Below are 23,623 nucleotides of genomic sequence, written 5' to 3'. Positions count from 1 at the left end.
AGGACATCTGGGCGTATCGCTGCTTCCGGGATACACCCGGACCAGGTTCATTGCGCAACGGGCAGATGGGGGCATCATATTCTTCCTGAAAACGTACGGACCGTGGGACAGTCAGAACGACCAGACTGACACCCGTGGGTCACGGCCACCGAATGGCGGAGGGGCTATTGCACGGCCTCGGACGCAATACTGCCATAGGGATCGTGAATCACCAGCATCGAATCGCGACGCGCCAGAGAAACCAGCGTCAGGTCGTGGGCAACGGCTCGCCGAATAGCCATCGACGTCGGTACGGACAGGGTTACCAGCATGGGTATGCCCGCCACAATGGCCTTTTCAACCAGTTCGTAGCTGCAGCGAGAACTGAGGAGAACGAAACCCTGCCGCAAATCGACCCCTTGTCGAGACGCTGCACCAATCAGTTTGTCGAGGGCGTTGTGCCTGCCCACATCCTCTCTGACCAAGTGGACATCGCCGGTGACATGCACCGCCGCCGCGGCATGGGCGCCGCCACAAGCCCGGTTGAGGGGCTGATAGGCTTCCAGGTCGGCCAGGGCCTGAAAGAGCACAGGTTCGGGGATAGGCGACGGCGTCCCCCGCGTCAACGGATTCAGGGGGCGAGCCACCTGCTCCAGGCGCCCCAATCCGCATAACCCGCAGCCACTGTCGCCAATGCGATGACGTGTACGCCCGGTCAAACCGCCACCATCGCTCAGTACGACCTCCGCACGCCATCCCAGCGGCGTGTCGACCAGATGAAGATCACGGATGCCCGTTACATCGACGATGAGTTGTTCGGACATCAGAAACCCCGTCACGAAATCCCGAAGATCGCCCGGCGTCACCATCATCACCGCATACGACTGGCCATCACAGACGATCTCGATGGGCACCTCCTCAATGATCGGCCGCAGCAACGTGCCCGCATCGGCGCCGATTCGTCGAACCGATGTTTCGGCAACCTGCAGCGGTTCGCACGTCGACAAGGACTTCATGGAACGCCACGCCCCGGCTTGGTCGTCGCAATACGTGTGATCCTGATCGCTCATACATCGTCTCCTCTGATGCGGAAGGCAAGGCCACCGACCGGTCATCGATTCTTGTCCTAGAGCTTAGTCAGGGGGTCTGCGAATTTGCAAGGCAGGCTATTTATCTCGGAATCACAGGATCAATAGGGGCCACGAAGCTGTCGCCCCGGTAATCCCCCCAGGCACGGATCAGCGACGATCGATTCGGAATTGGGCCAGCAGACGCTGAAGGTTCTCGGCCATGGCCGCCAGCGTATCGCCCTGATGGGCAATCTCCTGCCCATTTTCCGTCGTCATTTCCGTCTGTCGGCTGATGGAGGTGATATTGCGGTTCATTTCCTCGGCCACGGCGCTCTGCTGTTCGGTCGCCGTCGCAATCTGCATGCTCATCCCATCGATCAACTGGATGGAGGCATTGATCTGCTTGAGAGACTGTTCGGTCTCATCCGCATGCAACTTGACCGCATTCATCTGATCTCGGCCACTATCCATCGCCTTGACGGCCTCGGTAATTCCCTCGCGCAAGTGCAGGATCATGTCGGTGATCTGTAGGGTCGATTGTTGCGTCTTGGCTGCCAGGGAGCGAACCTCATCGGCAACCACCGCAAAACCGCGGCCGTGTTCGCCGGCACGGGCTGCCTCGATGGCGGCATTCAGCGCCAGCAAATTGGTCTGATCGGCGATACTGCTGATGAGATTAGTGATCGAATTGATCTCGTCGCCATCCTGCCGCAATTGCTCAATGACCTTGGCGGTTTTCTCGTTCTTTTCAGCCAGCAGCGTAATCGCATTATGCGTCTGCTCGACCTTGTCGTAGCCATTCTGTGTTTCACGATCCGCGTTCTGCACGGCATCGGCAGCCTCGGCCGCGCTTCGCGCCACTTCCTGCACGGTTGCCGTCATTTCGTTCATGGCTGCCGCCACCTGCTCGGTCTCGGCACTTTGCTGGCGCATGCCGTCGAGGGCCTTGTTGCCATTGACCGACAGATGCCCTGAAGTTGTCGACAGCAACTGCGCGGACTCGTTGAATTGACCGAATACAGTGCCGAGGCGCGCTTGCAGCAGTTTGGCCGACTCGCTCAATTGGCCAATCTCGTTATTGCCGAGTACATCGATGGTCTGTCGCAACTGTCCGGAAGCCATATCCTTGATTTGCCGCCCGACATGGCACAAAGGCCGGATAAGCTGAAACATCACCAAGAGATACAACAGGACCGTGGTGAGCGCCAGAACGAACATGGTGGAGAGGGTCAGGAAGAACGCACGTTTGCCGCCTGAGACAACAGACTGCGACCAGGCCGGATCTTCGGCAGACGCCAGTTTCGACGCGAACGCCTGGAGCGACGATGGGATCGGTTGACCAGAATCTTGCACCGCCTGCCGCCAGTCAGACTGAATCTGGGCAATCTGTGTCGTTTCGTGCCGAACGACAGACTTGATCGTGTCGGACTCGTGGAGATTGATTCCGAGCAACAGCAACTGCAGCAGGAAGAGTATGCTGAACCCCAGAAGCAGCAGCCATTTGAGGGGCACATTGTAAAAACTGCGGTGACGCGGCACACCGGCACCCGGGGTTTGATTCATGTGCGCGTAGAGTCGCTCGGCCGCCTTGATCTGCTCCGCTGTCGGTTTGGTCCGAACGGATTGATAACCGACAAGCTGATCCTGTTCGTACACCGGCGTGACGAAGGCATCGACCCAATAATGATCGCCATTCTTGCATCGATTCTTGACCAATTGTCGCCAGGTACCGCCGCCCTTGATGATATCCCAGAGATCCTTGAAGGCCGCCGGGGGCATATCCGGGTGCCGAACCACATTATGACTGACACCGATCAATTCATTTTCGGTAAATCCCGAAACCTGGATGAAATCATGATTGACGTAGGTGATGACACCCTTCAGATCTGTCGTCGAAATGAGCAGTAGATCCTGATCATAATCGACATTCCTCTGGGTTACAGGCTGATTGTTTTTCACGGCTCTTTTCCTTATTTATTATCCGCAACCTGATTATCGACCAAAACTCAAAAAAGTTAACAAATAAAACAGAAAAACAGATTAAAATAGTACACAAGCCCAGTGATAAGCATTGGCAATAAAAATAACACCATTTTCCTTAAAAAAACCAATACCAACAACATTAGAAAATTACTAAATACCAACCTAAGCGCCGAACTCACGAAATAAAAATTATAAAAACTGTGGAATAATCCATTCCCACCTTGCAATTACATTTTGGATTGATCGACTCACAGGAAAACCTGGGCGTTCCAGAAAATATAATGAGTACGAAAACCAAAGGGAAAACCCATAAGCAGTGACAAAAAAACCCGCCTGATATAGGCGGGTTTATATCTTGTGCCTGGATACATCCGAGGCGCGCTCCGTTCACGGTATCCCAGACACCGATGACATCTCGTTCCGACGGCCTGTTTACCGGCGACCGTCGGCGTTATCACTATCGACTGAGGACAACTCGGTAACGCGCTTTCCCGTTGCGCAGGTGCGCGATCGCATCGTTGATCTCCTCGAAGGAGAAGGACTCGGTCACCGGCTTGATGTCGTGGCGGGCGGCGAAATCGAGCATCTTGCCGATGGTGACCGGACTGCCGACAGGCGAACCGGAGACGGAACGCTGGGCCAGGATCAGCGAGAACGCGCCCACGTCCAGCGGTTCCAGCGTGGCGCCCACGATATGCAGCCGCCCCTTGGGCTTCAGCGTGCCGAGGTAGGCGTTCCAGTCGAGCTTCACGTTCACGGTCGACAGGATCAGGTCGAAGCGACCCGCCGCGGCAGCCAGCGCATCGTTGTCCCGCGAATCCAGGGTGTGATGCGCACCGAGAGACAACGCCTCCTCACGCTTTGCTGCACTGGAAGTGAAGGCCGTCACCTCGCAACCCCAGGCGTTCAGGAATTGCAGGGCCATGTGTCCCAAGCCGCCGATGCCGACCACGCCCACCCGGGCATTCGGCGAAATACCGTACTGAACCAGCGGGTTGAAGACGGTGATACCACCACAGAACAACGGGCCGGCACTGGCCGGGTCGACGCCTTCCGGCAACGGCACGACGCTTGCCGCCGACGCCCGAACCTTGTCGGCAAAACCGCCGTGACGGCCGACGATGGTGGACTCTGCGGCGCTGCAGAGGTTCTGATCGCCGGAGAGGCAGGTCTCGCAATGCATGCAATACCCCGAATGCCAGCCCAGGCCGACCCGTTGCCCCGGTTTCAGATGCGTGACGTCCGCACCGACCGCGCCGATCGTGCCGATGATTTCATGACCGGGGACCAGAGGGTACTGGGACATCCCCCACTCGTTGTCGATCATGCTCAGATCGCTGTGGCAGATACCACAATGCTCGACCTCGATCTCGACCTGATCCGAAGCCAGCGGGCCGGGATCGTATTCGTAGGGTTTGAGTTCGCCACCGGGTTCAAATACAGCATAGGCTTTGATCATCTTGTGCTCCTTGGTTTTTCTGACAGCGTTGGCAGCGATCGGCGGATCGCCGTTTCATGCAGACAGAAACACTAGACTAGATTCGGGCAATTTACACAGGTGGCGAACAATTAGTTATGCAATGCATCTACACACAACCCGATTCAGGCGGACCAAGTCGGCCTCGCTGCGGTGCCAATGACGCATCAACCGGGCGCACGCAATTGCTCGATCTGGCGGATCGAAACGCCCATGTCCGTCCAGTCCGCGGGATGGCAGGTAAACAGCAGGATTTGATGCCGCGTGGCCGCATCGAAGATGATCCGTTTCATCTGCACCAGTCGGCTGGGATCGCTGTGCACCAGCGCGTCGTCCAGGATGATCAACGTCGGCCGCCCTGCTGCCTTCAGCAAATCCGCGTAGGCGAGGCGACTGACGAGTCCCAGCTGCTCCCGTGCCCCGAAACTCAGGGCATCGTAGGACAGGTGCTCGGCGGAAGCACCGTTGGGTCGAGCCAGATCACCGGGTGAGAGATCTTCCTCGATCGCCAACGCCCCCCCCGGGAAAAGCAACGGCAGATAATGATCCAGATGGCGCTGCAACGGGGCCTGAAGGCGTCGGGTCAACTCGGCGCGCTTCTCCTCGAGCAGGCGCACGAGCAGATCGAGGGCCTGTGCCCGGCGTTCCAACTCCCGGAAACGACGTTCGGCCGCCTCGTGTTCGAGCTGTACCCCCGCGCGCTCTTCCTCCAGCCCCTGGGCGCCAGCGACCTGCAACGCGGATTGAAGCTGGGCAATGCGGATTCTGCGCTCGTCGAAGGTCTGTCGCGCCTGTTGGGCACTCTGTCGATAGCGTGCGATGTCCTGATCGAGGATGTCCGGTCGGGCCTGATCCAGCGCCGCCTGCTGCGTCGCCACCCGCTCACCCAGCACCGCGATTTCCGCCTGGATATCGACCAGGCGCTGCCGATGGGTCTGTATCCGCTGCTGTTCGGCGGGGTCGGCCACCAGGCCCTGCAACTCGGCGTGTTCCCGCTGCGCAACTTCCCAGCGTGCCTCGGCGACCGCACGACGACTGATCGCCTCCTGAACCTGCGCCTGCAGGGCTGCTTGCCCGCTCAGGGCCTGATCAAGTGCATGCTGCGCTTCCGCCAGAGTCCCCGGCATCGCCGACATCTCATCCTGCGGCGGCTCGGACAGGCGCGCTAGCGTCGCTTTCAAACCAGCCAGTCGGCTCTGCGCTTCCGACCGGGCGATCGCCAGCGCATCCCGACCCTCAGGCGCCAGTTGCGCCAGTTCGCGTTCTACCTCCTGCAATGATTGCCGGACGCGTCGCAGGGCAACGAAGCGCTGCTCGGCCTCTGCCAGGGAGTCGACGCCGATCCGCTGCAGCAGTCGCTGCGTTTCGGCGGTCAGCCCGGTCGCCGCCTCGGCCAACTGGGACAAATCCGAGCCGCCCGGCTCGATCCGGATCCGGCCCAGCTTCGGCAGTACCAACGACACCGGCCGAACCAGAAGCTGCTCGCCCTTGCCGGTGAGTGTCCGACCGTCCACTGTGAGTGCCACACCGGAGTCCAGATCGAACGCGAGGCGAGTTGCCCCAGCCTCCTGTCGAATGGCGTTCTCGCGCAGGGATTGCTGGCAGCGACGCAATGCGTCCAGATCGGATGGTGCCACAGCCAGGGATTGCGCCTCGACGCGCAGGTCACTCTGCGCCTGATAAAGTCGATCCGCCTCGGCCAATTGCGCGGAATACCGCGCCAGTTCGTTTTCGGTGGTCGCCATTTGCTGCATCACGGCCTCACGGTCCGCCTGCTGACGGCACCGTTCATACCCCAGACGCGCCGTCCGGACGATAGCGATCAATTCTGCCTGCTGCGCAACCAGACGGTCGGCATCGACCACCGCGGCCTGACGCTCCGCCACAGCCTGCTTCTCATCTGCGGCGCGTCGTGTCAGCGCCTGCTGACGACGATCCACCGCCGTCAGCTGTTCCTGCACCAGGGTCCGCTGGGTCTCAAGCTCTGCCAACCGCTGACGATCGGCACGGAGCCCGCGCTCCCGTTCCGCCAGCTCCGCCCGTTTGGTCTCGGCCGCCACGCGCGCCCGATCGAAGGCATCCCAGGGTTTATCCTGATCATCCCGGTTCTGATCCGCCTGCAAGGCGCCGAGTTGATCCACCTGCTGGCGATAGGTCTCGATTCGCGCATCCAGGTCTCGAAGCCGATCACCCAGCTCTGCACAGGCCGCTTGACTGTCGGCAAGTTCTCCACGGGGTTTTCCGGTGGCCGTCCTCAGGGCGGCACGCCAGTCACGCACCGTGTCCAGCACGGCGTCCCCTTCGCTGCTTGCCACGGAGCCCAGCTCTTCCTGCAGGGCGGCGCGCAGGTGATCCGTGGCGAATGCGACGGCCTGATGGATCTCCTGACCACTGCCCTGCTCGATCCACAACAACCCCGGAATGCCCCAGTGCTGCGCCCGGCTCTCGCCCTTGGCCGCGAACTCGAAACCCAGCAATTGACCGAGATACTGCTCGGCTTCCTCGCCGGCAAAGTGATGCCCCGCCCGATCCAGATCGCAACGGGGCGATTTGAGAAACACCTTGCGCAACTGGAAGTGCGCGCCGCCGATCTCGAAGTCCAGTTCGATCCGGGGCGCAGCGGACGAATCGCCCCAGGGGAGAAGATCGGTCACCTTCTGTGTCTTGTAGCGCTCGAAGAATGCGGCACGGATGGCACGCACGATCGTGCTCTTCCCCGACTCGTTCGGACCGGCGAAGATATTGAGTCCGGACGAGAACGAATCGATGGTCAGGGATTGTCGAAACTGACGAATCTGTTCGATTCGAAGACGCGTCAGCTTCATCATCCCCGTACCTCGTCACCGACCGGCGCCTGCCGATCCTTCAGAAGCCCGGCCAGCAGGGTCAATGCCTCCCGGGCAATCTCGGCAGGCGCATCGCCCGGTGGTGACGCCGGCCCGCGCTGCTGACGCGCCTGCAATTCGGCAATCACGTCCGCGAGATAACCGTCGGCCTGCAGATCGGCCAGATCCGCCTCCGTGGGCTGCACGTGCAAGTCGCTGAAGTCGGCCCGCATGCCGCGAACCCGTGCTGCGGTGGCGGCAATCAGATCCTGCATTCGGGTCTGCCCGGACAGGTCGGTACGTCCCGAGACGCGCAGGTCGAGCACGTCATCCCCGTTCAGGGCAGTCAGGGAGGCCACCAATCGTTCGAGATCGCTCGGCACATTCAGATCGACGCGCAGCGCCTGCCAACGATAGCGACCGATCCGATGGGGTGTGATCCTCGGCAGGGCACCCGGCCCGTCAATCTCGACTTCCAGAACCTGACCGGCATCGTTGTTGCGGAAGCGATCCGACTCCGGCGTCCCGCTGTAGGCCGTACGCGCGTCGATCTGCTTGAGACCGTGCCAGTCCCCGAGAGCCAGATAATCGAGCCGGGCGGTTTCCGCGCGATTCGCGGCAATGGGGTTAGGCGCATCGATGTCCGCCGCCATCACACCCTGAACGCTGCCGTGCGCCAAGCCGATTCGCACGAGGCCAGTCGGCGTATCGGCGTTATCGAACCAGGCGGTCAGATCGGCGAAGGTATGACGCTGGGTCAGCGGGGCGGTCAATACGACCATGCCAACATCAGGGAACGGCATTGCCTCAGGTTGCAGCGCCAGATGAACATTCGATGGCACGACAGCCAGTCGTTGCGCCCGCGTCCAGATGCTCTCGACCAGGGCGGCATCATGATTGCCGGGCAACAGTACCCACGGACCCGCATACCCCTCCAGGCTGTTGAATAGCCGGCGGATACTGATATCCCGGAGTGTCTGGCTGTCGAACACGTCCCCGGCGACCAGTACGGCATCCACCTGTCGGCTTTGCGCCAAGGCAGCGATACGCTCGACGGCGAGATAGCGTTCGGCGGCCAGCGGCGCCGCGTCGTCCGGATCGAAACCACTGTACTGGCGTCCGATCTGCCAGTCTGCGGTATGCAGAATTTTCAATCACCGATCCTCAATGTTCGCATGTAGGTACATCCATAATCTGACCAAATCGGCCCCCTGTCACCGTTTATTCACCCGTATTTAAGCGCGATGCAATACTGTCACATTAGCCTGTTTGTGAATGACCCATTTACATCCCAACCATTCCAGAGGCTATCCATGTTTTCGCATCCCGCGTGCCATTCACCCTCAAAAATTGCCATCGCCATCGCTCTGAGCCTAGGCGCTATTCCTGCCACCTATGCCGCCGTCGACACGGGCGACATCCAGGTTCAGGGCAAATCCCAGGCCGGAACCGGTTTCTTCATGACTGCCCCGAGCGGTACGGTCAATGACATCCCCGCGGAGAAGCTGAACAAGATCCAGACCTTCAACAAGAGCGCGAGCCAGGCGCAAACGGAAATCACGCCCGGCCAGTTGCAGATGCTGGCCCCCACGGATTCCTTCACGCAGAGTCTCGCCAACCAGCCCAACGTGGTGGTCACGAGCGACGGCAGCAGTCAGAACGGCGATAACGTGACCATCAACGGGTTCGACAAGAACCTGATCAACTGGACACTGGACGGCGTACCGCTGAACGATAACGACAGCTACACCATCTACACCAACGAGTTCATTCCGACCCGCCTGATCTCGGGCATCAAGTACTACCCCGGTGCCGCCTCCGCCGCCCTGCCCGGCCTCGCTGCCTTTGGCGGCTCGGTGGACACCTACACCCTCGACCCCGGTCCGGACTTCTCGGCCTCGGTGTTGACCGGCTATGGCTCCTTCGGCACCTACAATTATGGCGCGCTGATCAACTCCGGTCTGCTGGGCGCCAAGTCTGCCCTGCCGACCTCATTCTGGGTCTATGCCAACAAGAATTACAGCAAGGGTTATTTCCAGAAAACGCCCAGCGACCAGAAGCAATTGCTGTTCAAGAGCATCACCCAGGTTGGCCCGGGCGCCCTGACCCTGTTCTACTCCCGCAACGATCAGAAGTTCAACTACTACTGGGGTTGCTCGGAAGCCGATCTCGCGAAGTACGGTGAATCCTGCAACGGCACCAGCGGCGAGCCGATCGTCAACGGCAAGCCCAACACGAATTCCTATGTGTACCGATTCAACGAGTACAACAACTGGATGGGCTACGCCAAGTACGAAGCGACCTTCGGCAAGACCACCCTCTCCGACCAGCTGTATACCTACCGCGGCAATGGCTATGGGGGCGGCGCCAGCAGCTATGCCACCTGGCTGTATCATCCGGACACCAATACCGTGAGCAAGGTCGCCACACCGGCCAGCGGCGTTCTGATCTATCAGTCCCGCAACGACACCAAGCGCTGGGGCAATATCCTGCGCATGAACACGGCCGTCACCCAGGATTTCAATGTCGAGGCCGGCCTCTGGTACAACCACAACGACACGACCCACGACCGCCGGTATTTCGACGGCTTCGACGGCAATTACCTTGGGTCCCTGTATAGGGAACCGGTGGTCACCAAGCTCTGGGAACCCTACGTCAACCTGACCTGGAAAGCGGCCGACGCCCTCACCGTTCAGGGTGGCCTGAAATACCTCAAGGTCCATCGTGACTTCACCAACCTGGGCGCGCTAGCACAGGGCAAGCCCGGCCAGTTCGGCGTGGATTTCCACACCACGATGCCGTCCATTGGCCTCAACTACCGCATCAACAAGGCGATCAGCGTGTACGCCAACTACACGCAGAACACGCAACCGCCCCAGTACAACCAGTTCTATACCGGGACCTACAATCCCAATCTCGCTCCGGAAAAGGGCAAGACCTACGATGTCGGCATGATCTACGATGCGGGCATGTGGACCGGGGCGCTCGATCTGTTCCGCGTCGATTTCCAGAACTACATCCTGAGTACCGACGTCTATGACAGCACCGGCCAACAGGTCTCCATGCTGGCCAATGCGGGAACCGCGCTCAACGAGGGCATTTCCTGGCAGAACAACTTCAAGATCGACGATCAGTGGTCCTTCTATGCCAACCTCGGCCTGCTGAATGCCCGGATCAAGACCCAGGATCAGCCCTTCCCGTACGCGCCGAAGCATACCCTGTCCCTCGGCGGCGTCTATACGATGGGCCCCTGGCGCGCCACCCTCGGTGCGCAGTCGGTCGGCAAGTCCTACGACAAGAACCTGAACCCGGTGGACGCGCATACTTTGGTCGACGCCAGCCTGCGTTATACTCTGGATCGCGGTGGCATGGACCACTTCGGACTGCATAAGCTGACCGTCGCCCTGAATGCCAGCAACCTGCTGAACAAGCATTACACGTACAAGCAGGCTTATGGCAGTGAATATCGCAACATGCCGCGGAGCTTCTACCTGAGTCTGGAGGCCCAGTTCTAACATGACCCAATCCAACGATCTGCCCTCGGCGGATCGGCGGGAATTCCTGCGCACCGGCGTCACGGCCGGTGCGCTCGTCGTTGGTGGTTTCTGGCCGTTTCCGTCGGCCTGGGCCGAACCGGCGCCACCCGGAGTTCTTCATGCCGGTCCCATGCAAGGTTACGTCGCATCCCGTTCCGGTATCGTCTGGCTGCAGACGCCTGGCGCGGCGGACGTCTTCGTCGAATTTGCGCCCGTGGACAAGCCGGACGACAAACGACGGACCGATCCGCAGAAAACCGTGGCCGAGCAGGCATTCTGCGCCCATATCTCGATCGACGACCTGACGCCCGGCGTGAATTATCACTGCCAGCCTTACGTCAACAACCAACCCGTCGCCGACAAGACACTCCTGCTGCGCACGCAGAAGATCTGGATGTGGCGTGGACCGGCACCGGATTTCACCGTACTGACCGGATCCTGCGCCTACATCAACGATCCGTTCTACGAACGCCCCGGCAAACCCTATGGCGGCGGCTACGAAATCTACGAACCCATGGCCCGCGAACAGGCCGACCTGATGGTCTGGCTGGGCGACAACCTGTATTTCCGCGAACCGGACCTGCTCAGTCCCGAAGGCATGTCGCTGCGCTACCGCAAGGATCGGGCCTTCGCCCCCCTGCAGAAATTCCTGCGTTCGACCCCACAGGTCGCCATCTGGGACGACCACGACTACGGCCCCAACGACAGCGAGATGAGTTTCCAGTTCAAGGGCCACGCCCTGGAACTCTTCAAGACCTACTGGGCCAACCCGAGTTACGGATTGCCTGGCTCGCCGGGCGTGTTCACCAAGGTGAGCCAGTATGATGCGGACTTCTTCCTGCTGGACGACCGCTGGTACCGCGATGCGGACCGGACGAGTCCGGGCGATCGAGGCAAGGTGATGTTCGGCCCCGAGCAGATGAACTGGCTGCGTAATGCCCTGCTCTTCTCGAAGGCAAAGTTCAAGATCATCGCGGCCGGTGGCCAGTTCTTCAACGACGACGATGCCTACGAGGGCTGGAACCAGTACCCGATCGAACGGGCCGAATTCCTGGGCTGGCTGCAGCAATACCAGATTCCCGGAGTCCTCTTCCTGTCCGGTGATCGGCACATCACCGAACTGATCCGCTATCCGCGCCCCCACTACGGTGGAAAGCGGGATTACCCGCTGATCGAGTTCACCTCCTCGCCCATCAACTCCGGGCCTGCCGAAGGCGACGACGACCCGAACCGCGTGCCGGGCACCCTGGTCACGGAGCGCAACTACGGCGTGCTGAAATTCACGGGGAAAGGCAAGGACCGCACTCTGGAGCTGGCCACCAAGGATACGAAGGGTCAGACCAAGTGGACGCACCGGATCACCCTGGCCGATCTCGGCTGGGATTGATCGCCGACGAACCGACATATTGCCCGGGCAACGATCGCCCGGGATCCTGATTATCCAAGGAGCCCGTGATGATCCCGAACGTCGCCCGCGCGATTGCCCGTACCCTGCTGCTTACCCTGATGTTCACGGCAACCGCCCAGGCCTCGGGGCTGGGACCACGAGGCCTGGAAGGCTTGACTGCGGCACGCGGCATGTCGTTCGATCATTACACCTTCGCCGCACTCTGGATGCCTGGCGTCTGCCATAGCTGGCACGATATCGGCACGGTCTGCGACACCACACCGAACGACGCAGCGGTTACCCGGGAATTTTCCCTGCACGGGCTGTGGCCGAGCATTCCCAAGGAACTGAGCGACCGCGGCATGAAACCCCCGACCTGGTGGAAATACGGCTGCTACTGGTATGCGCCCGACCACCGAATTCCCCAGAGCTGCGCCCTGCCGCGCACCGCGCTGCCTTCCACCCTGCAACAACGGCTCGATGCCGCGATGCCCCTGACGAACATCTGTCTGGACCGGCATGAATACACCAAGCACATCGCCTGCTTCGGCCCGAAGGAAGACACGTTCTTCAGCGATGCCCTGACCGTCCTGAATCGCCTCAATGCCAGCCGTTTCACCCGGTGGATCAGCGAACATCGCGGCCAGACCGTCGCCAAGGGTGCCATTCGCCAGGCATTCGCCACCAGTTTCCGGCAACGGGATGCCGCCGCCCTCGAACTGCGTTGCGATGCCCGGCCGGGCAGTCAGCGCCGCGACGTGCTCACCCAGGTCTGGATTACCATCCCCACGGATAAACTCGACACCTTCCCGCAACCCCGAAGCTTCAAGGCGGGTCGACGCGGCAATTGCGCGGATCAGATCGTCATCGAGGACACGCTGCATTGATGCCTCACGGGCGGCCTCTCGAATGAGCGCGCCCGAATCGCCTCATCACGACCAGAGATAGGGGCGCACGGCCGCCACATCTTGCAGGACGATCTGCTGAATGCGCGGATCGGGATCCAGTCGGCGCGGATCGATCTGCATCATCCGCAGAAAATACGGAATCAGCGCCTGACGGACCGGCTGGACAATCCGGCCATCCGTCATCCCGTAATCCTCGGCGATGACGGCCTGCTGAGCCGGAGGCAACTCGGGATGCGGGACAATCGCCACCTCGTGCAGGGTATGCCACGCCGTGTCGTCCCCATCGGGGATCCCTTGTTCCGTGAGCAAGACAACCGGCCCACGCATGCGTGCCAACACGAAATCCCGATAAGCCTCATGGGTGTCGCTGAAGGCCCGTACGTGCCAGCGAAACCCGTTATATACCAGCGTATGTGGGGAGAGCGTCAGAACAGCGGGTTCGGGACGGTTCATGGACTGATACGACACCTGCAGCTTGATCTGCTGGCAGATCGCCCGGCTCACGGCGCGCAACAACGACCAGTCCAGTTCCCGTTCCAGCGGCTTGACCATGGCCATGGCCGGGCTTTGCGCCGACAGGGCCACCACCGGCGCACCGGACTGCATCAGCGGCAGAGCATCCAACAACTCCGATGCCTTGCCGCTCAGCAATAGCGGTTCGAACACCGCGCTCGCCTCATAGTATTTGCGGGATTTGTTGTAGATGAGGTTCTCGGGCCGCAACCCGTGATAGACCGCGAAATCCTTCGAGGCCTGCGCACGACTGATGCCAAAGGTTTCGATCAATGCCTGCGTGCGCACCCAGCCCGTCAACAGTACCGTGCATTCGAGCAGCTTCAGACGTTGCTGCACATCCCACTTCAACTCGCTTGTCGCGTTCACGCGTCTCTCCCACGCAGTATTTCCAGGCACATTCTGACAGCGCCCGTATTTATGTCAATAAAGTAGACACGATATGTTGACAGGTGATTTTTGTGCGTCTACTATTTGGGTGTGTCTTGTTTCTAGGCACGTAATCGCACATAGGAGCGCCATCATGACTACCTACGCCGACGAAGTGATCGAAACCTGGGCCGAGATCTATCAGGCCTGTCGCCTCCAACAAACGGGGCTGAGCTTCGAGGATTTTCTCGCGGCCCCCGCAGACCATCTGAATCGTCTGGGCATGAGCGATGCAGAAGAAATCATGAAGTCGGGGTTTCTTCCCTTGTTGCCGGAACAGGCACGGGTACGGATGGCTCTGGCGGAAGAACCTGCCACGCCGCCCAGAACCACACCGCCGCAGCCGGCAACTGCGCGTACGGGCAAAACCCTTGTTCCCTGGCAGGCGGGCATCGTTGATCCCCTTTGTCTGACCTGACGGCCCGCTCTGTCCTGATGATCCGCGCTGACCTGACAGTACGGGGCAAGCGGATTGTCCGCTCAATCCTAAATGCTGACCACGGGACGCTTTCGTGCACCATCGCATGGCGTGCCCGGTCAATTGCCCGGAATACAGCGAATCGCCTTCCATCCAACGGAATCCCATGCTGGGGTATCGCGTCCGTCATTCTGGCGGCATTTCAGCAATCCTGCGTCTTCACGGGCCTTTCCAGACAATCGTCAATCTGGCCGGATTTTCCGCACTAATTGAATGCATGGCATAACTCAGGTGCTCAACCTCGGTGCCGAATTTGCCGGGCTGATTTTGCCGAACTTTCCATTTCACGCGCCGTTAACCCAATGTTAACAGTGGCTTGCGAATTTCTTGAACAATTGGCCAGTTTTTTGCATTGCTAGATACGACTTCGCGCACCGGTCAATTCCGGGCGCTTCAAGCCAGTTTGAACCCGATCAACCGGACCTTTTTTCTCGATTCGTGAGGCTTCGCCATGTTGGATTATTTGATTAAGTTGAGTGTCATGTCCGGCGGTCTGCTGCCGCTGATGGCCCTGCTGCTCCTGATTGCCCTGGCGGTCATCATCGAACGCCTCTATTTCTTCAACTGGGTGATCCGGGCTGGCCTGGCCATGGAGTACGCCGTGCAGAAGGTGCGCTACGGCGATCGCAAGAGCCTGCAGCAGGTGGCCGACCACTATGCCGGTGCGCCGCAGGCCGTGGTGCTCTCCGTCGCGCTCAACTCCCGCGGCGAGACGGCCGAGGTGATGGACCGGCATATCGAGGAGTCCATGCTGTGGCAGCTGCCCAAGCTCGACCGCATGCTGTGGATCCTCGACACCACCGTGACCTTAGCCCCGCTGCTGGGCCTGTTCGGCACCATCATCGGCATGATCGAGACCTTCGACGTGCTGGGTGATTCCAAGGATCCCAACGCCGTCACGGGCGGGATCGGCCATGCCCTCATCGCCACCGGCGGCGGTCTGCTCATCGCCATCATCACCGTGGTGTTCCTCAACTACTTCAGCAAGCGCGTCCGCCTGACCATGCATCAGATGGAGCTGCTCAAGACCATGGTCATCAACCGCATCCATGGCGGCGGCGTCACCCCGAGCGAGGCCTACGGCGCGCAGGCGGCCACGCCCGAGAACCCGCCCATCGGCAGCCAGCCCCAGGCCACCCTGTCCTGAGCCGCGGAACGACGAGGTAACCCACCATGGCCAAGCGATATCACTACCTGGATGCCGAGCGTCCGCGGATCGAGATCATCCCGATGATCGACATCATGATGTTCCTGCTCGTGTTCTTCATCATGGTGACGCTCAAGATGATTCCCGGCACCGGCGTGCAGCTCAACCTCCCCGGCGCCAGCACCGCAGACAAGCTGCCCACCACCCAGGTCGTCATCGGCGTCGCCGAAGACGGTTCCATGCACATCGCCGACCAGACCATGGACAAGGATCAGCTGGCCGCCTACCTGAACAAGATGCACCAGGACAAGACCCAGGAACTCCAGGTCATCATCGCCGGCGACAAGCAGGTCTCCCTGCAGAACCTGCTCGCCGTCATGGACGTCGCCCGCGCTCAGGGCATCTCCGGCGTCGGCATCGCTACCAGTGAGGTGAAAAAGTGAAACCCACGATGAGTCGGGCGGAAACCGTTTCCTCGCCCATCGCGCTGGATTTCAGCATTCCCAAGGAACGGCGCCTCTCCTTGCCCAAGGCGATCATGGTGGCCTTGGTGATCGAAGCAGCGCTGATCGCCGGCATCGCCTATGTGTCGACCCAACACAAGAAAGCACCGGAGAAAATCACCCAGGTCACCGAATTCATCCCCATGTCCATGCCGGCACCCACGCCGCCCAAGCCCGTGGAGCCCCCGCCCCCGGAACCCCCGCCACCACCGGAGCCGGTGCCGCCACCGCCGCCACCGCCGCCTGAGCCGACGCCACCGCCAAAGCCGGATCCGATCAAGACCGAGCCGCCCAAGCCGCTACCGAAATCGCCGATTCAGGAGCCGCCCAAGCCAAAGCCGGTTCATCACGAGAAGCCGAAGCCGCATAAGCCCAAGCCGAAAAAGGTAGAGCCGCCCAAGGAACCGCCAAAACCGACGCCACCCCCGAAACCCGTGGCCGAGAAGGCGCCACCGGCACCGCCCAAGCCCGCCGAACCGGCACCACCCAAACCCGCGCAAGCCGGTGCGAGCAGCGAAGCGAAAAGCGTCAGCCGCGTGAAGCCGGACTATCCGCGACGTGCCTTGAACGCCGGTATCGAAGGCTGGGTCAAGCTCCGGTTCACCGTCACGGCCGACGGACATGTCGACCACGTGACCGTCATCGAATCGAACCCGCCACGCCTGTTCGATCGCGCTGCCGTGGATGCGGTCAAGCACTGGGAGTTCAAGCCCAAGATGGTAGACGGCAAGGCGGTTGATGGTCAGGTGGAACAGGTGATCCAGTTCAAGCTGAGCGATCAGTAACGGAACCGGCCCAAGGTGCGTGTTCGTAAGCCGGGGAGCCACAGGCTCCCGCGCGGGGCGGCACCACAGCAGATAACCGCCTCAACCCAAGAAGCCCGCATGAATCGAATCCTCATCCATAATGCCGACGTTCTGGTCACCATGAATGCCGACCGCGAGGAGTTGCCCCATGCCAGCCTCCTCGTCGTCGATTCACGGATCGTCCACATCGATTCCGCCGCCCGAATGCTGCTCTGGATCCAGCAGGATCCCGGCAACCGCCAACCGGACCGAATCCTCGATGCTCAGGGCTGTGTCGTCACGCCGGGCCTCGTCAATTGCCATCATCATCTCTACCAGACCCTGACCCGCACCATCGGCACCGGGGAAGGCAAGGTACTCTTCGATTGGCTGAAGATGCTCTACCCCATATGGGCAGAAATGGATCCCGAGGCCATCTATACCAGCACACAGGTTGGCCTCGCCGAATTGCTGCTGTCCGGCGCCACCACCGTCGCCGATCATCTTTATCTCTTTCCCAACGGCATTCGACTCGATGACGAGATTGCTGCCGCGCAGGAACTGGGGGTGCGTTTTCATCCGACCCGCGGCAGCATGAGCCTCGGCGAAAGCCAGGGCGGCCTTCCCCCGGATCGCGTGGTCGAATCCGAAGCGGCCATTCTCGAGGACAGCCAGCGGGTCATCGAAACCTTTCACGACCCGGAACCGCTCGCCATGGTTCGGATCGGTCTCGCCCCCTGCTCCCCGTTCAGCGTCACCGGCGACCTCATGCGCGAAAGCGCGCGGCTAGCCCGAAGCTACCGCCGCGTCGGGCTGCACACCCATCTGGCCGAAACCCTGGATGAGGATCGTTTCTGCCTCGAACAATTCGGCATGCGTCCGCTGGAATACGCCGAGTCGGTGGAGTGGATGGGCGCGGACGTCTGGTTCGCGCACATGGTGCACCCGACGGAACCGGAAATTCAGCGAATGGCCCATCATTGCTCCGGGGTCTGTCATTGCCCGAGCAGCAACATGATTCTCGCTTCCGGCATCGCGCCGGTGCGTCGGATGGTGGATCTGGGGGTGCGGGTCGGCCTGGGCGTGGACGGCTCGGCCAGCAACGACGGCAACCACATGCTGGGCGAAGCGCGACAGGCGATGCTGCTGCAGCGCGTCGGCTGGCCCGGCTTCGAATCCCGCGCCGACCGATTTTCCGCCCGGGAAGCGCTGGAACTGGCTACGCTCGGTGGCGCACGGGTGCTGCAGCGCGACGACATCGGCAGTCTGGAAGTCGGCAAGGCTGCGGATATTGTCGCCTTCCGCATCGACGATCTGGGCCATGCCGGTGCCCTGGGGGATCCGGTTGCCGCCCTCGTCACCTGTGCACCGGCGCGCGCCTGGTTTTCACTGATCAACGGACGGATCGTGGTCGAGGATCATCAGGTCGTTGGGCTCGACGTTGACATGCTGGTCAAGCGTCATAACCGGTCCAGCAGAACCATGCTGAAAAAAGCCGGGGTACTTTGACCCCGGCAACATCGCATCACACAAAACGATTCAAGACGGCTATACAAGCCAGAGAATCAAGCAATCCTTCGCAAAAGTTTTACTATCCGTTTCCCTTACCTCACGGGTGCCGCCCCTAGTACAGGGATCGGACGCCCGGCCCCTCGAACCACGCATCCCCACGCCCATCAGGGCAGGCAATCCTTGCCTTTGAGCAGGTCTCGCGGATTGGCCGCGTCGGCATACCAGGCATCGGGAACCGGCGAGGTTTCCGGTGTCGGGTAATGCCCCTTGAGGATCTTTTCGCCATAGCGCCCGATCAGGGCCACGGCAATCCGATTACTCATGTCCTGGGCCAGTACGGAGGCGTTCTTCACATGAACCCCCGGGTCGGTCGACTTGGGCGGCACCGGAATGCCCCGCTCGGTATCGGGAAATTCGAAAATGCTGTCCGATATCGTGCTGACCTCGATGAAGGGCACGTCGTACATGGCCGCCACGACCGCGGAGAACCAGTCGCCATCCTCGTCCAGCTCGTGGAAGACCTGATGGGTCTTGTGGATGAACGCCTTGTTCGCCAGCCACATGGTCGAAGTACCCTGAATCCCGTAATAGAAGATCTTGGGATGCGCTTGCGTCACGCCGGGATTCACCCAGTCCGGCATTTTCGCCTTGGCGGCGACCTCCGTCGCCGAGCAGGCCAGATAGTGCAGCAGGGTCGGGTTGGCATACAGCATGTTGAAGCGCCCCATCGCACTCTCGGCAGTGAACTCGTCGGGAATCAGATCGCCCGCTTTCGTCATGAAGAAGTTGGCGAAATTCACGTGCTTGGCACCCAGCACCACATCGCCAATCACCATCTGATCCGCCTCGAGATGCGCACCCGAGGTACCCGGATAGATCAGGGCCTTGATATTGAAATGCGTGAGCATCGCCTGGGCCGACATCGCGCGGGTGACCGGCCCGCCGAAGGGCTGGATGCAGATGACGGTCGGCACCTGCTTGAGGGTGCCCACGAAGTACGTGAACGGTCCGTATTTGAGCGTCTTTTCCTTCACGAACTGCGACATCAGCACGCTGTAGTCCGGCGGACCGATGGGGACCAGAATGCCCAGACGGGGCTGTGGATGGTAGGTCATGTCGGGCGCTGCCGCTGCGATCTGCGGCACCCCCAGCCACCCTGCCGCGACCAGCGCCATCATTGCAACGGAGGTCATCACACGGCGCGGGGCCGACCGGAGCCGTCCGGACGGGTTGGGCATACGCAATACTGGATTCCTGATCAATGACATGGGGTGTTCTCTCCGTTAAATGGGCATCGTCATGGCTGACGGACTCGGAACGATTCGTGACTCATGGTCTGGCTACATGATTCATACGGTTAATCTCGGTGCCGATGTACCGGGCCCGGACGGTCATGGCGTCGGCGCCTTGCCGGCCAGGATCGCCTTGCCGACCCGACTGCCGACGAGATAGGCCGACTCCAGGGAGGCGTCATACCCGGTGTACGCGCCGTGCTGCTCGCCGTTGGCGCTCTGTTCCGCCGTCATGCCCGGGGGTTGCGCGTCAAAATTGCTGGCCGTCCGCAGCAGGAGTGCCCGATTCCAGTCGGCCAGGCCGGACTGGGTCAGGGAATACAGGGCCAGCAGCGCACCGGAATCGTTCATGGCCGTGGTGCCCAGTCGGGCCTTGCCATCGGTTTCATAGGCCACCCAGCGATGCGCCCATTCATCCATCAGTCGACCGTGCCAGAAGGTTTCCGAAGCGATATTGGCGCCGATGGCCACTTTCGGCGTCTGCTGCGCCAGCGGAAAACCGGTGTATTCCGCATCCACCGCCTTCATCGCCGCATCCTGTGGCAGGGAAATTCCCTTGGTCAGCCCGTAGGCCCAGTGCAACAATTTCGGATTGAGCTGGATAACGGTGCCCCGGCTGTTGAGGTGCGCCTGGTCCTTGGGCCAGGTACGTACGTCTTCGGGAGAACCGGCCGGCACGCGCGGTTCCTCCCCCGGTCGGGTCTTGTCGATGGCGTAATAGCCATCCGGCCAATCCTTGGGCATTTCCCGGGGATCGATCAGATGCAGCAGATCGCCGTTCACCACGTAATCCGTCCAGAAGGCCGCGCCCATCGTGCCATCGTTCGGCGACACGCCGGCGATACCGTTGATCAGCCAGTAGCTCTGGCGCAGATCGAACCGGGCATCATGGCCCAACGCCATGAGATTGACTGCCGGTCGGATCTGGCCGGGCCCGACGACCACGGCGATCTCGCTGCCGTCGGCATTGGCGCGCACGGGATGCGTCATGCCGGGCACCGGAATCACCCGATCGAGGTGATCCCGCGTCACCCAGTGCTGCAGTTCGCCGGGCTTGTCGCCCGTATCCTTGCCGATCTCGAAATAGGTCACCACGACCAGCTTGGGTCGCAGCGGGACCTTGGTCGGATTTAAGGTCGGATCCATGGCCGAATCGGATTTCTGATCCGAAGCCAGCCCCTCAGCCTGGGCCGTTGCCAGCCAGACACTGACCACCAGGATCAATCCACGCAACAAGACTCGCCTATTCATCACTCATCACACTCCACAATCAGCGCCCCAGTGCACGAATTCATTTGGTATGCACGCCTGATGGTCAATGCCGCTCAATGATCGTGGGCCGGCAGGATCTTCACCTGACGAACCCCGATTTCATGCGCTATCCGTTGCATCTTCATCGCCACGGCGCGGGCAGCCTCGCCCAGAAACGTAATCGTCAGGACGCGATTCGGATCGGCAGCCGCCATCTTCTTCAGTTCCACGCGCACCTGCTTCTCCGAGAGCTGCATGCCTTTCCAGAGCAGTTGCTCGTTGCCGTCAACGTCCAGCGAAAACCCCTTGTTGTCCGCACCGATCGTATGGGCGAAATTCGGTCCGATCAGGAACGTCAGAAACCCCGGTGTCGCCCAGTCGGCCTTGCTCCCATACTTCTTGAGGAAGGCGTAGTCGGCTCCGATGCGTGCGCGCTGTGGACTCCAGGCCGGCGACAGCACGGAACTGACCAGCAGGTACTTCGCCTCCTTGTGCAGCACGATGGCCTTGGCGGTACCCGCCGGACAGGGGACCATGAGCACCTGTCCCTTCGCCAGATCGCGTCCCATGGTGTACTTGGCGACGTGACCATCGGCATAGAACAGGTAGTAATCGGCCGGTCCTCCCTCGATCAGGGTCTGGTAGTCGTCGGAATACAGCCAATGCAGGTAATTGACGCGATATTTGGGCGTCAGCATGAAATAGATCGCATTGCTGGCTGGCGATTGGCCATCCGATGCGGTGACCTGGAGATCCGAGACGCGCGCGACCGAATACATGCCCGACTCCGCATTCAGGTGTTGCAATCCCAGCGAATCGATCAGCGTCTGGACACGGTCCTCCGCCGTCGAGGACTGGGTCGGAGCGGCAAGCAGTGGCGGCGAAAACACCGACACCATGGCCAGCATCAGCCCGACCAGCCCCCTGGACCGAATGCCATATCCCTGATTTTGTTGACCTTGATCGTTCATTCGCCGCGCCTCAACCCTAATTCGTCACCGCAAAATCATGCGGCAAGGCGGCGGGCAGATTGGTCTGAGGCGAGTCGGTCGGCGCCGCCGGATCCTTGGGTGGGAAACACAGCTTGAAGTGCTTGCAGGCAAAGGAATAGTTCACCGGATGCACGTCCTTGAAGGCCGCCCAGCCCTTGCGCTTGAACTCGGACTCGAATCGGGCGATGCGCTGGTCGTATTCCTTCAGGAGTTTCTGCTTGGTCGCCGCATCCACGAAGGCGTACTGGATCGAATTGCGCCCCAGCGTCACGATCTCGTGCCAGGACAGGTTGAAGTTGGTCACGGCCACGTAGAACTCGTCCGTCAGGTTCGAATCCCACATGCCCCGGTCGTCCGTGGAGAGCGCCACCGGAATGCCGATGCGCAGATACTCGGGGAACGGGTGATGCGCGAAGTCGGGCACGTATTCGAGCAGCAGGTTGCTGATCAGGTTGATCTCGACCATGAAGTGGTTGTCGCGCATCAGCAGCATGGTCTGCGGATCCTCGATGAGGTTCACGCCATGACCGATCCGCTTCGCGCCCAACAACAGGGAATCGCGCACATGATGGTCGGGCTGATCCTCTTCCCCGGCGTGGATCGCCAGATTGATCGCGGGATACTGCCGGCGCAGATCGCGCAAAGTGGACAGGAAGCGCAGCGGATAGCCCTTGCCGTTATCCTCGCGCCCGACGAAATTGATGCCGACGTACAGGTCGCGATGCTTGTCGACAAAGGCATATTCGGCCCGTAGCTGTTGTTCTGCCGTGGGCGCAAACCGCAGCACGGAGGTCTGGAACCGAACGGTCACGCCCGTCGCCTTCGCCTCGGGCGAAGCCAGGATCTTGCGGTACAGGGCCACGACGTCGTCCGGCGGGATGGGACTGCCATCGGGTTTCAGGAACCCCATCGACCCGTTCATCATCTCGAGATAGATCAGCCCTTCCCGGCCGAAGGCCCGCATGTTGTCCAGCAGGATGTCGCTGATGATGTACGGGTTGCGGGTGATGTCGTTCAGCCGCTGCCAGTGTGCGCCGAAGAATTCGTCGCGACCCTCATAGGGTTTGTTCAGGCGAATGCTGTTCAGCCAGCCCGTCTTCTCGGCCGGAGTCAGATCCTGCAGACGCTTGAATTCGCCCTGTTCGCAGGCACTGAGTTGCTTGTAATGGGATTCCTGAAGATTGCGGAACAGCAGGAGATACGGTGCGCGACCATACTCGTTCACATCGAAGGGGGCACAGTTGTTGATCCGAACCTTGGTGTAATAGGTGTAACCATGGGTCTCCTGGGCCAGCGCCGCCGCCCACCACCATTCCGAACGGCCGGCGCCGGTCAGGTGATCATGCAGGTCACCGCCCTTCGGCATGGCGTACAGAAAGGTATACAGCTGGGCCGGTGTCGCCTTCTGCTTCACGGCATCAAACCAGGCCTCGTCCCCGACCGCCCAGGCGGCTGGCCCGACGACCCATTGGAGGCAAAGGACAAACACCACAATCCATGATTGACGCTTAAACACCGGAAAACTCCTCAAATAACGACTGAATCTTGGCTTCGGC

General features: G+C 60.8%; 18 protein-coding genes. 8 read left to right on the top strand and 10 right to left on the bottom strand.

Going from position 1 to position 23,623, the window contains the following annotated elements:
* Window positions 1–164: 164 nt before the first annotated feature.
* The 5 genes from fdhD to A9404_RS00975 all read right to left on the bottom strand — a co-directional run bounded on the left by fdhD (window position 165) and on the right by A9404_RS00975 (window position 8,488).
* A complete protein-coding gene (gene fdhD / locus A9404_RS00995) occupies window positions 165–1,049 on the bottom strand; it encodes a formate dehydrogenase accessory sulfurtransferase FdhD (RefSeq protein ID WP_197490381.1) in 885 nt (294 codons plus the stop codon).
* A 168-nt stretch (window positions 1,050–1,217) separates the two neighbouring features.
* Window positions 1,218–3,008, bottom strand: a complete 1,791-nt coding sequence (locus A9404_RS00990; RefSeq protein ID WP_066097845.1) for a methyl-accepting chemotaxis protein — start codon at window positions 3,006–3,008, stop codon at window positions 1,218–1,220.
* Between the two features lie 481 nt (window positions 3,009–3,489).
* The gene (ahr, locus tag A9404_RS00985; RefSeq protein ID WP_066097843.1) at window positions 3,490–4,491 is read right to left on the bottom strand and encodes an NADPH-dependent aldehyde reductase Ahr; all 1,002 of its coding nucleotides are present in this window, start codon (window positions 4,489–4,491) and stop codon (window positions 3,490–3,492) included.
* Window positions 4,492–4,676: 185 nt separating this feature from the next.
* Window positions 4,677–7,337, bottom strand: coding sequence for an AAA family ATPase (locus A9404_RS00980; protein ID WP_082922633.1), 2,661 nt, complete (start codon window positions 7,335–7,337; stop codon window positions 4,677–4,679).
* On the bottom strand, window positions 7,334–8,488 hold the full coding sequence (locus A9404_RS00975) for a metallophosphoesterase family protein (RefSeq protein ID WP_066097841.1): 1,155 nt from the start codon (window positions 8,486–8,488) through the stop codon (window positions 7,334–7,336). Before A9404_RS00975 ends, A9404_RS00980 begins: the two co-directional genes overlap by 4 nt.
* Before the next feature lie 159 nt (window positions 8,489–8,647).
* On the opposite strand from A9404_RS00975, the gene A9404_RS00970 reads away from it, so the two are divergent.
* The 3 genes from A9404_RS00970 (at window position 8,648) to A9404_RS00960 (ending at window position 13,144) form a co-directional block, all read left to right on the top strand.
* On the top strand, window positions 8,648–10,849 hold the full coding sequence (locus A9404_RS00970) for a TonB-dependent receptor (protein WP_066097839.1): 2,202 nt from the start codon (window positions 8,648–8,650) through the stop codon (window positions 10,847–10,849).
* A 1-nt stretch (window position 10,850) separates the two neighbouring features.
* Window positions 10,851–12,257 carry an alkaline phosphatase D family protein gene (locus A9404_RS00965; RefSeq protein WP_066097836.1) on the top strand — a complete coding sequence of 469 codons (1,407 nt, stop codon included), beginning with the start codon at window positions 10,851–10,853 and terminating at the stop codon, window positions 12,255–12,257.
* A gap of 68 nt (window positions 12,258–12,325) precedes the next feature.
* Window positions 12,326–13,144, top strand: a complete 819-nt coding sequence (locus A9404_RS00960; RefSeq protein WP_156521182.1) for a ribonuclease T2 family protein — start codon at window positions 12,326–12,328, stop codon at window positions 13,142–13,144.
* Between the two features lie 45 nt (window positions 13,145–13,189).
* Here A9404_RS00960 and A9404_RS00955 read toward each other — a convergent pair whose 3' ends face one another.
* Window positions 13,190–14,047, bottom strand: coding sequence for a WYL domain-containing transcriptional regulator (locus tag A9404_RS00955; RefSeq protein ID WP_082922632.1), 858 nt, complete (start codon window positions 14,045–14,047; stop codon window positions 13,190–13,192).
* 154 nt (window positions 14,048–14,201) lie between these two features.
* Between A9404_RS00955 and A9404_RS00950 the strand changes: the two genes are divergently transcribed.
* From A9404_RS00950 to A9404_RS00930, 5 genes are all read left to right on the top strand, one after another.
* A complete protein-coding gene (locus A9404_RS00950) occupies window positions 14,202–14,525 on the top strand; it encodes a hypothetical protein (protein ID WP_066097831.1) in 324 nt (107 codons plus the stop codon).
* Window positions 14,526–15,036: 511 nt separating this feature from the next.
* Window positions 15,037–15,732: a MotA/TolQ/ExbB proton channel family protein gene (locus A9404_RS00945; protein WP_082922626.1), complete on the top strand. Its 696-nt coding sequence runs from the start codon at window positions 15,037–15,039 to the stop codon at window positions 15,730–15,732.
* Between the two features lie 26 nt (window positions 15,733–15,758).
* Window positions 15,759–16,175 (top strand): ExbD/TolR family protein, encoded by a 417-nt coding sequence (locus A9404_RS00940; protein WP_066097829.1) that lies wholly within the window; start codon window positions 15,759–15,761, stop codon window positions 16,173–16,175.
* Window positions 16,172–17,020 carry an energy transducer TonB gene (locus A9404_RS13265; protein ID WP_156521181.1) on the top strand — a complete coding sequence of 283 codons (849 nt, stop codon included), beginning with the start codon at window positions 16,172–16,174 and terminating at the stop codon, window positions 17,018–17,020. Before A9404_RS00940 ends, A9404_RS13265 begins: the two co-directional genes overlap by 4 nt.
* A 99-nt stretch (window positions 17,021–17,119) precedes the next feature.
* A complete protein-coding gene (locus tag A9404_RS00930; protein WP_066097825.1) occupies window positions 17,120–18,529 on the top strand; it encodes an 8-oxoguanine deaminase in 1,410 nt (469 codons plus the stop codon).
* 167 nt (window positions 18,530–18,696) lie between these two features.
* Here A9404_RS00930 and A9404_RS00925 read toward each other — a convergent pair whose 3' ends face one another.
* The 4 genes from A9404_RS00925 to A9404_RS00910 form a co-directional block, all read right to left on the bottom strand.
* The gene (locus A9404_RS00925; RefSeq protein WP_197490380.1) at window positions 18,697–19,725 is read right to left on the bottom strand and encodes a phosphorylase family protein; all 1,029 of its coding nucleotides are present in this window, start codon (window positions 19,723–19,725) and stop codon (window positions 18,697–18,699) included.
* A 198-nt stretch (window positions 19,726–19,923) separates the two neighbouring features.
* Window positions 19,924–21,075 (bottom strand): purine-nucleoside phosphorylase, encoded by a 1,152-nt coding sequence (locus tag A9404_RS00920; RefSeq protein WP_066097821.1) that lies wholly within the window; start codon window positions 21,073–21,075, stop codon window positions 19,924–19,926.
* 74 nt (window positions 21,076–21,149) lie between these two features.
* Window positions 21,150–22,046 carry a cupin domain-containing protein gene (locus tag A9404_RS00915; RefSeq protein WP_066097817.1) on the bottom strand — a complete coding sequence of 299 codons (897 nt, stop codon included), beginning with the start codon at window positions 22,044–22,046 and terminating at the stop codon, window positions 21,150–21,152.
* Between the two features lie 16 nt (window positions 22,047–22,062).
* A complete protein-coding gene (locus A9404_RS00910; RefSeq protein ID WP_197490379.1) occupies window positions 22,063–23,583 on the bottom strand; it encodes an adenosine deaminase family protein in 1,521 nt (506 codons plus the stop codon).
* Window positions 23,584–23,623: the final 40 nt, after the last annotated feature.

It is taken from the genome of Halothiobacillus diazotrophicus (assembly GCF_001663815.1).
In the GTDB taxonomy this organism is placed as follows: Bacteria; Pseudomonadota; Gammaproteobacteria; order Halothiobacillales; family Halothiobacillaceae; genus Halothiobacillus; species Halothiobacillus diazotrophicus.
Note: the sequence above shows the minus strand (reverse complement) of the source record. Positions and strands in the feature narration are given on the sequence as shown.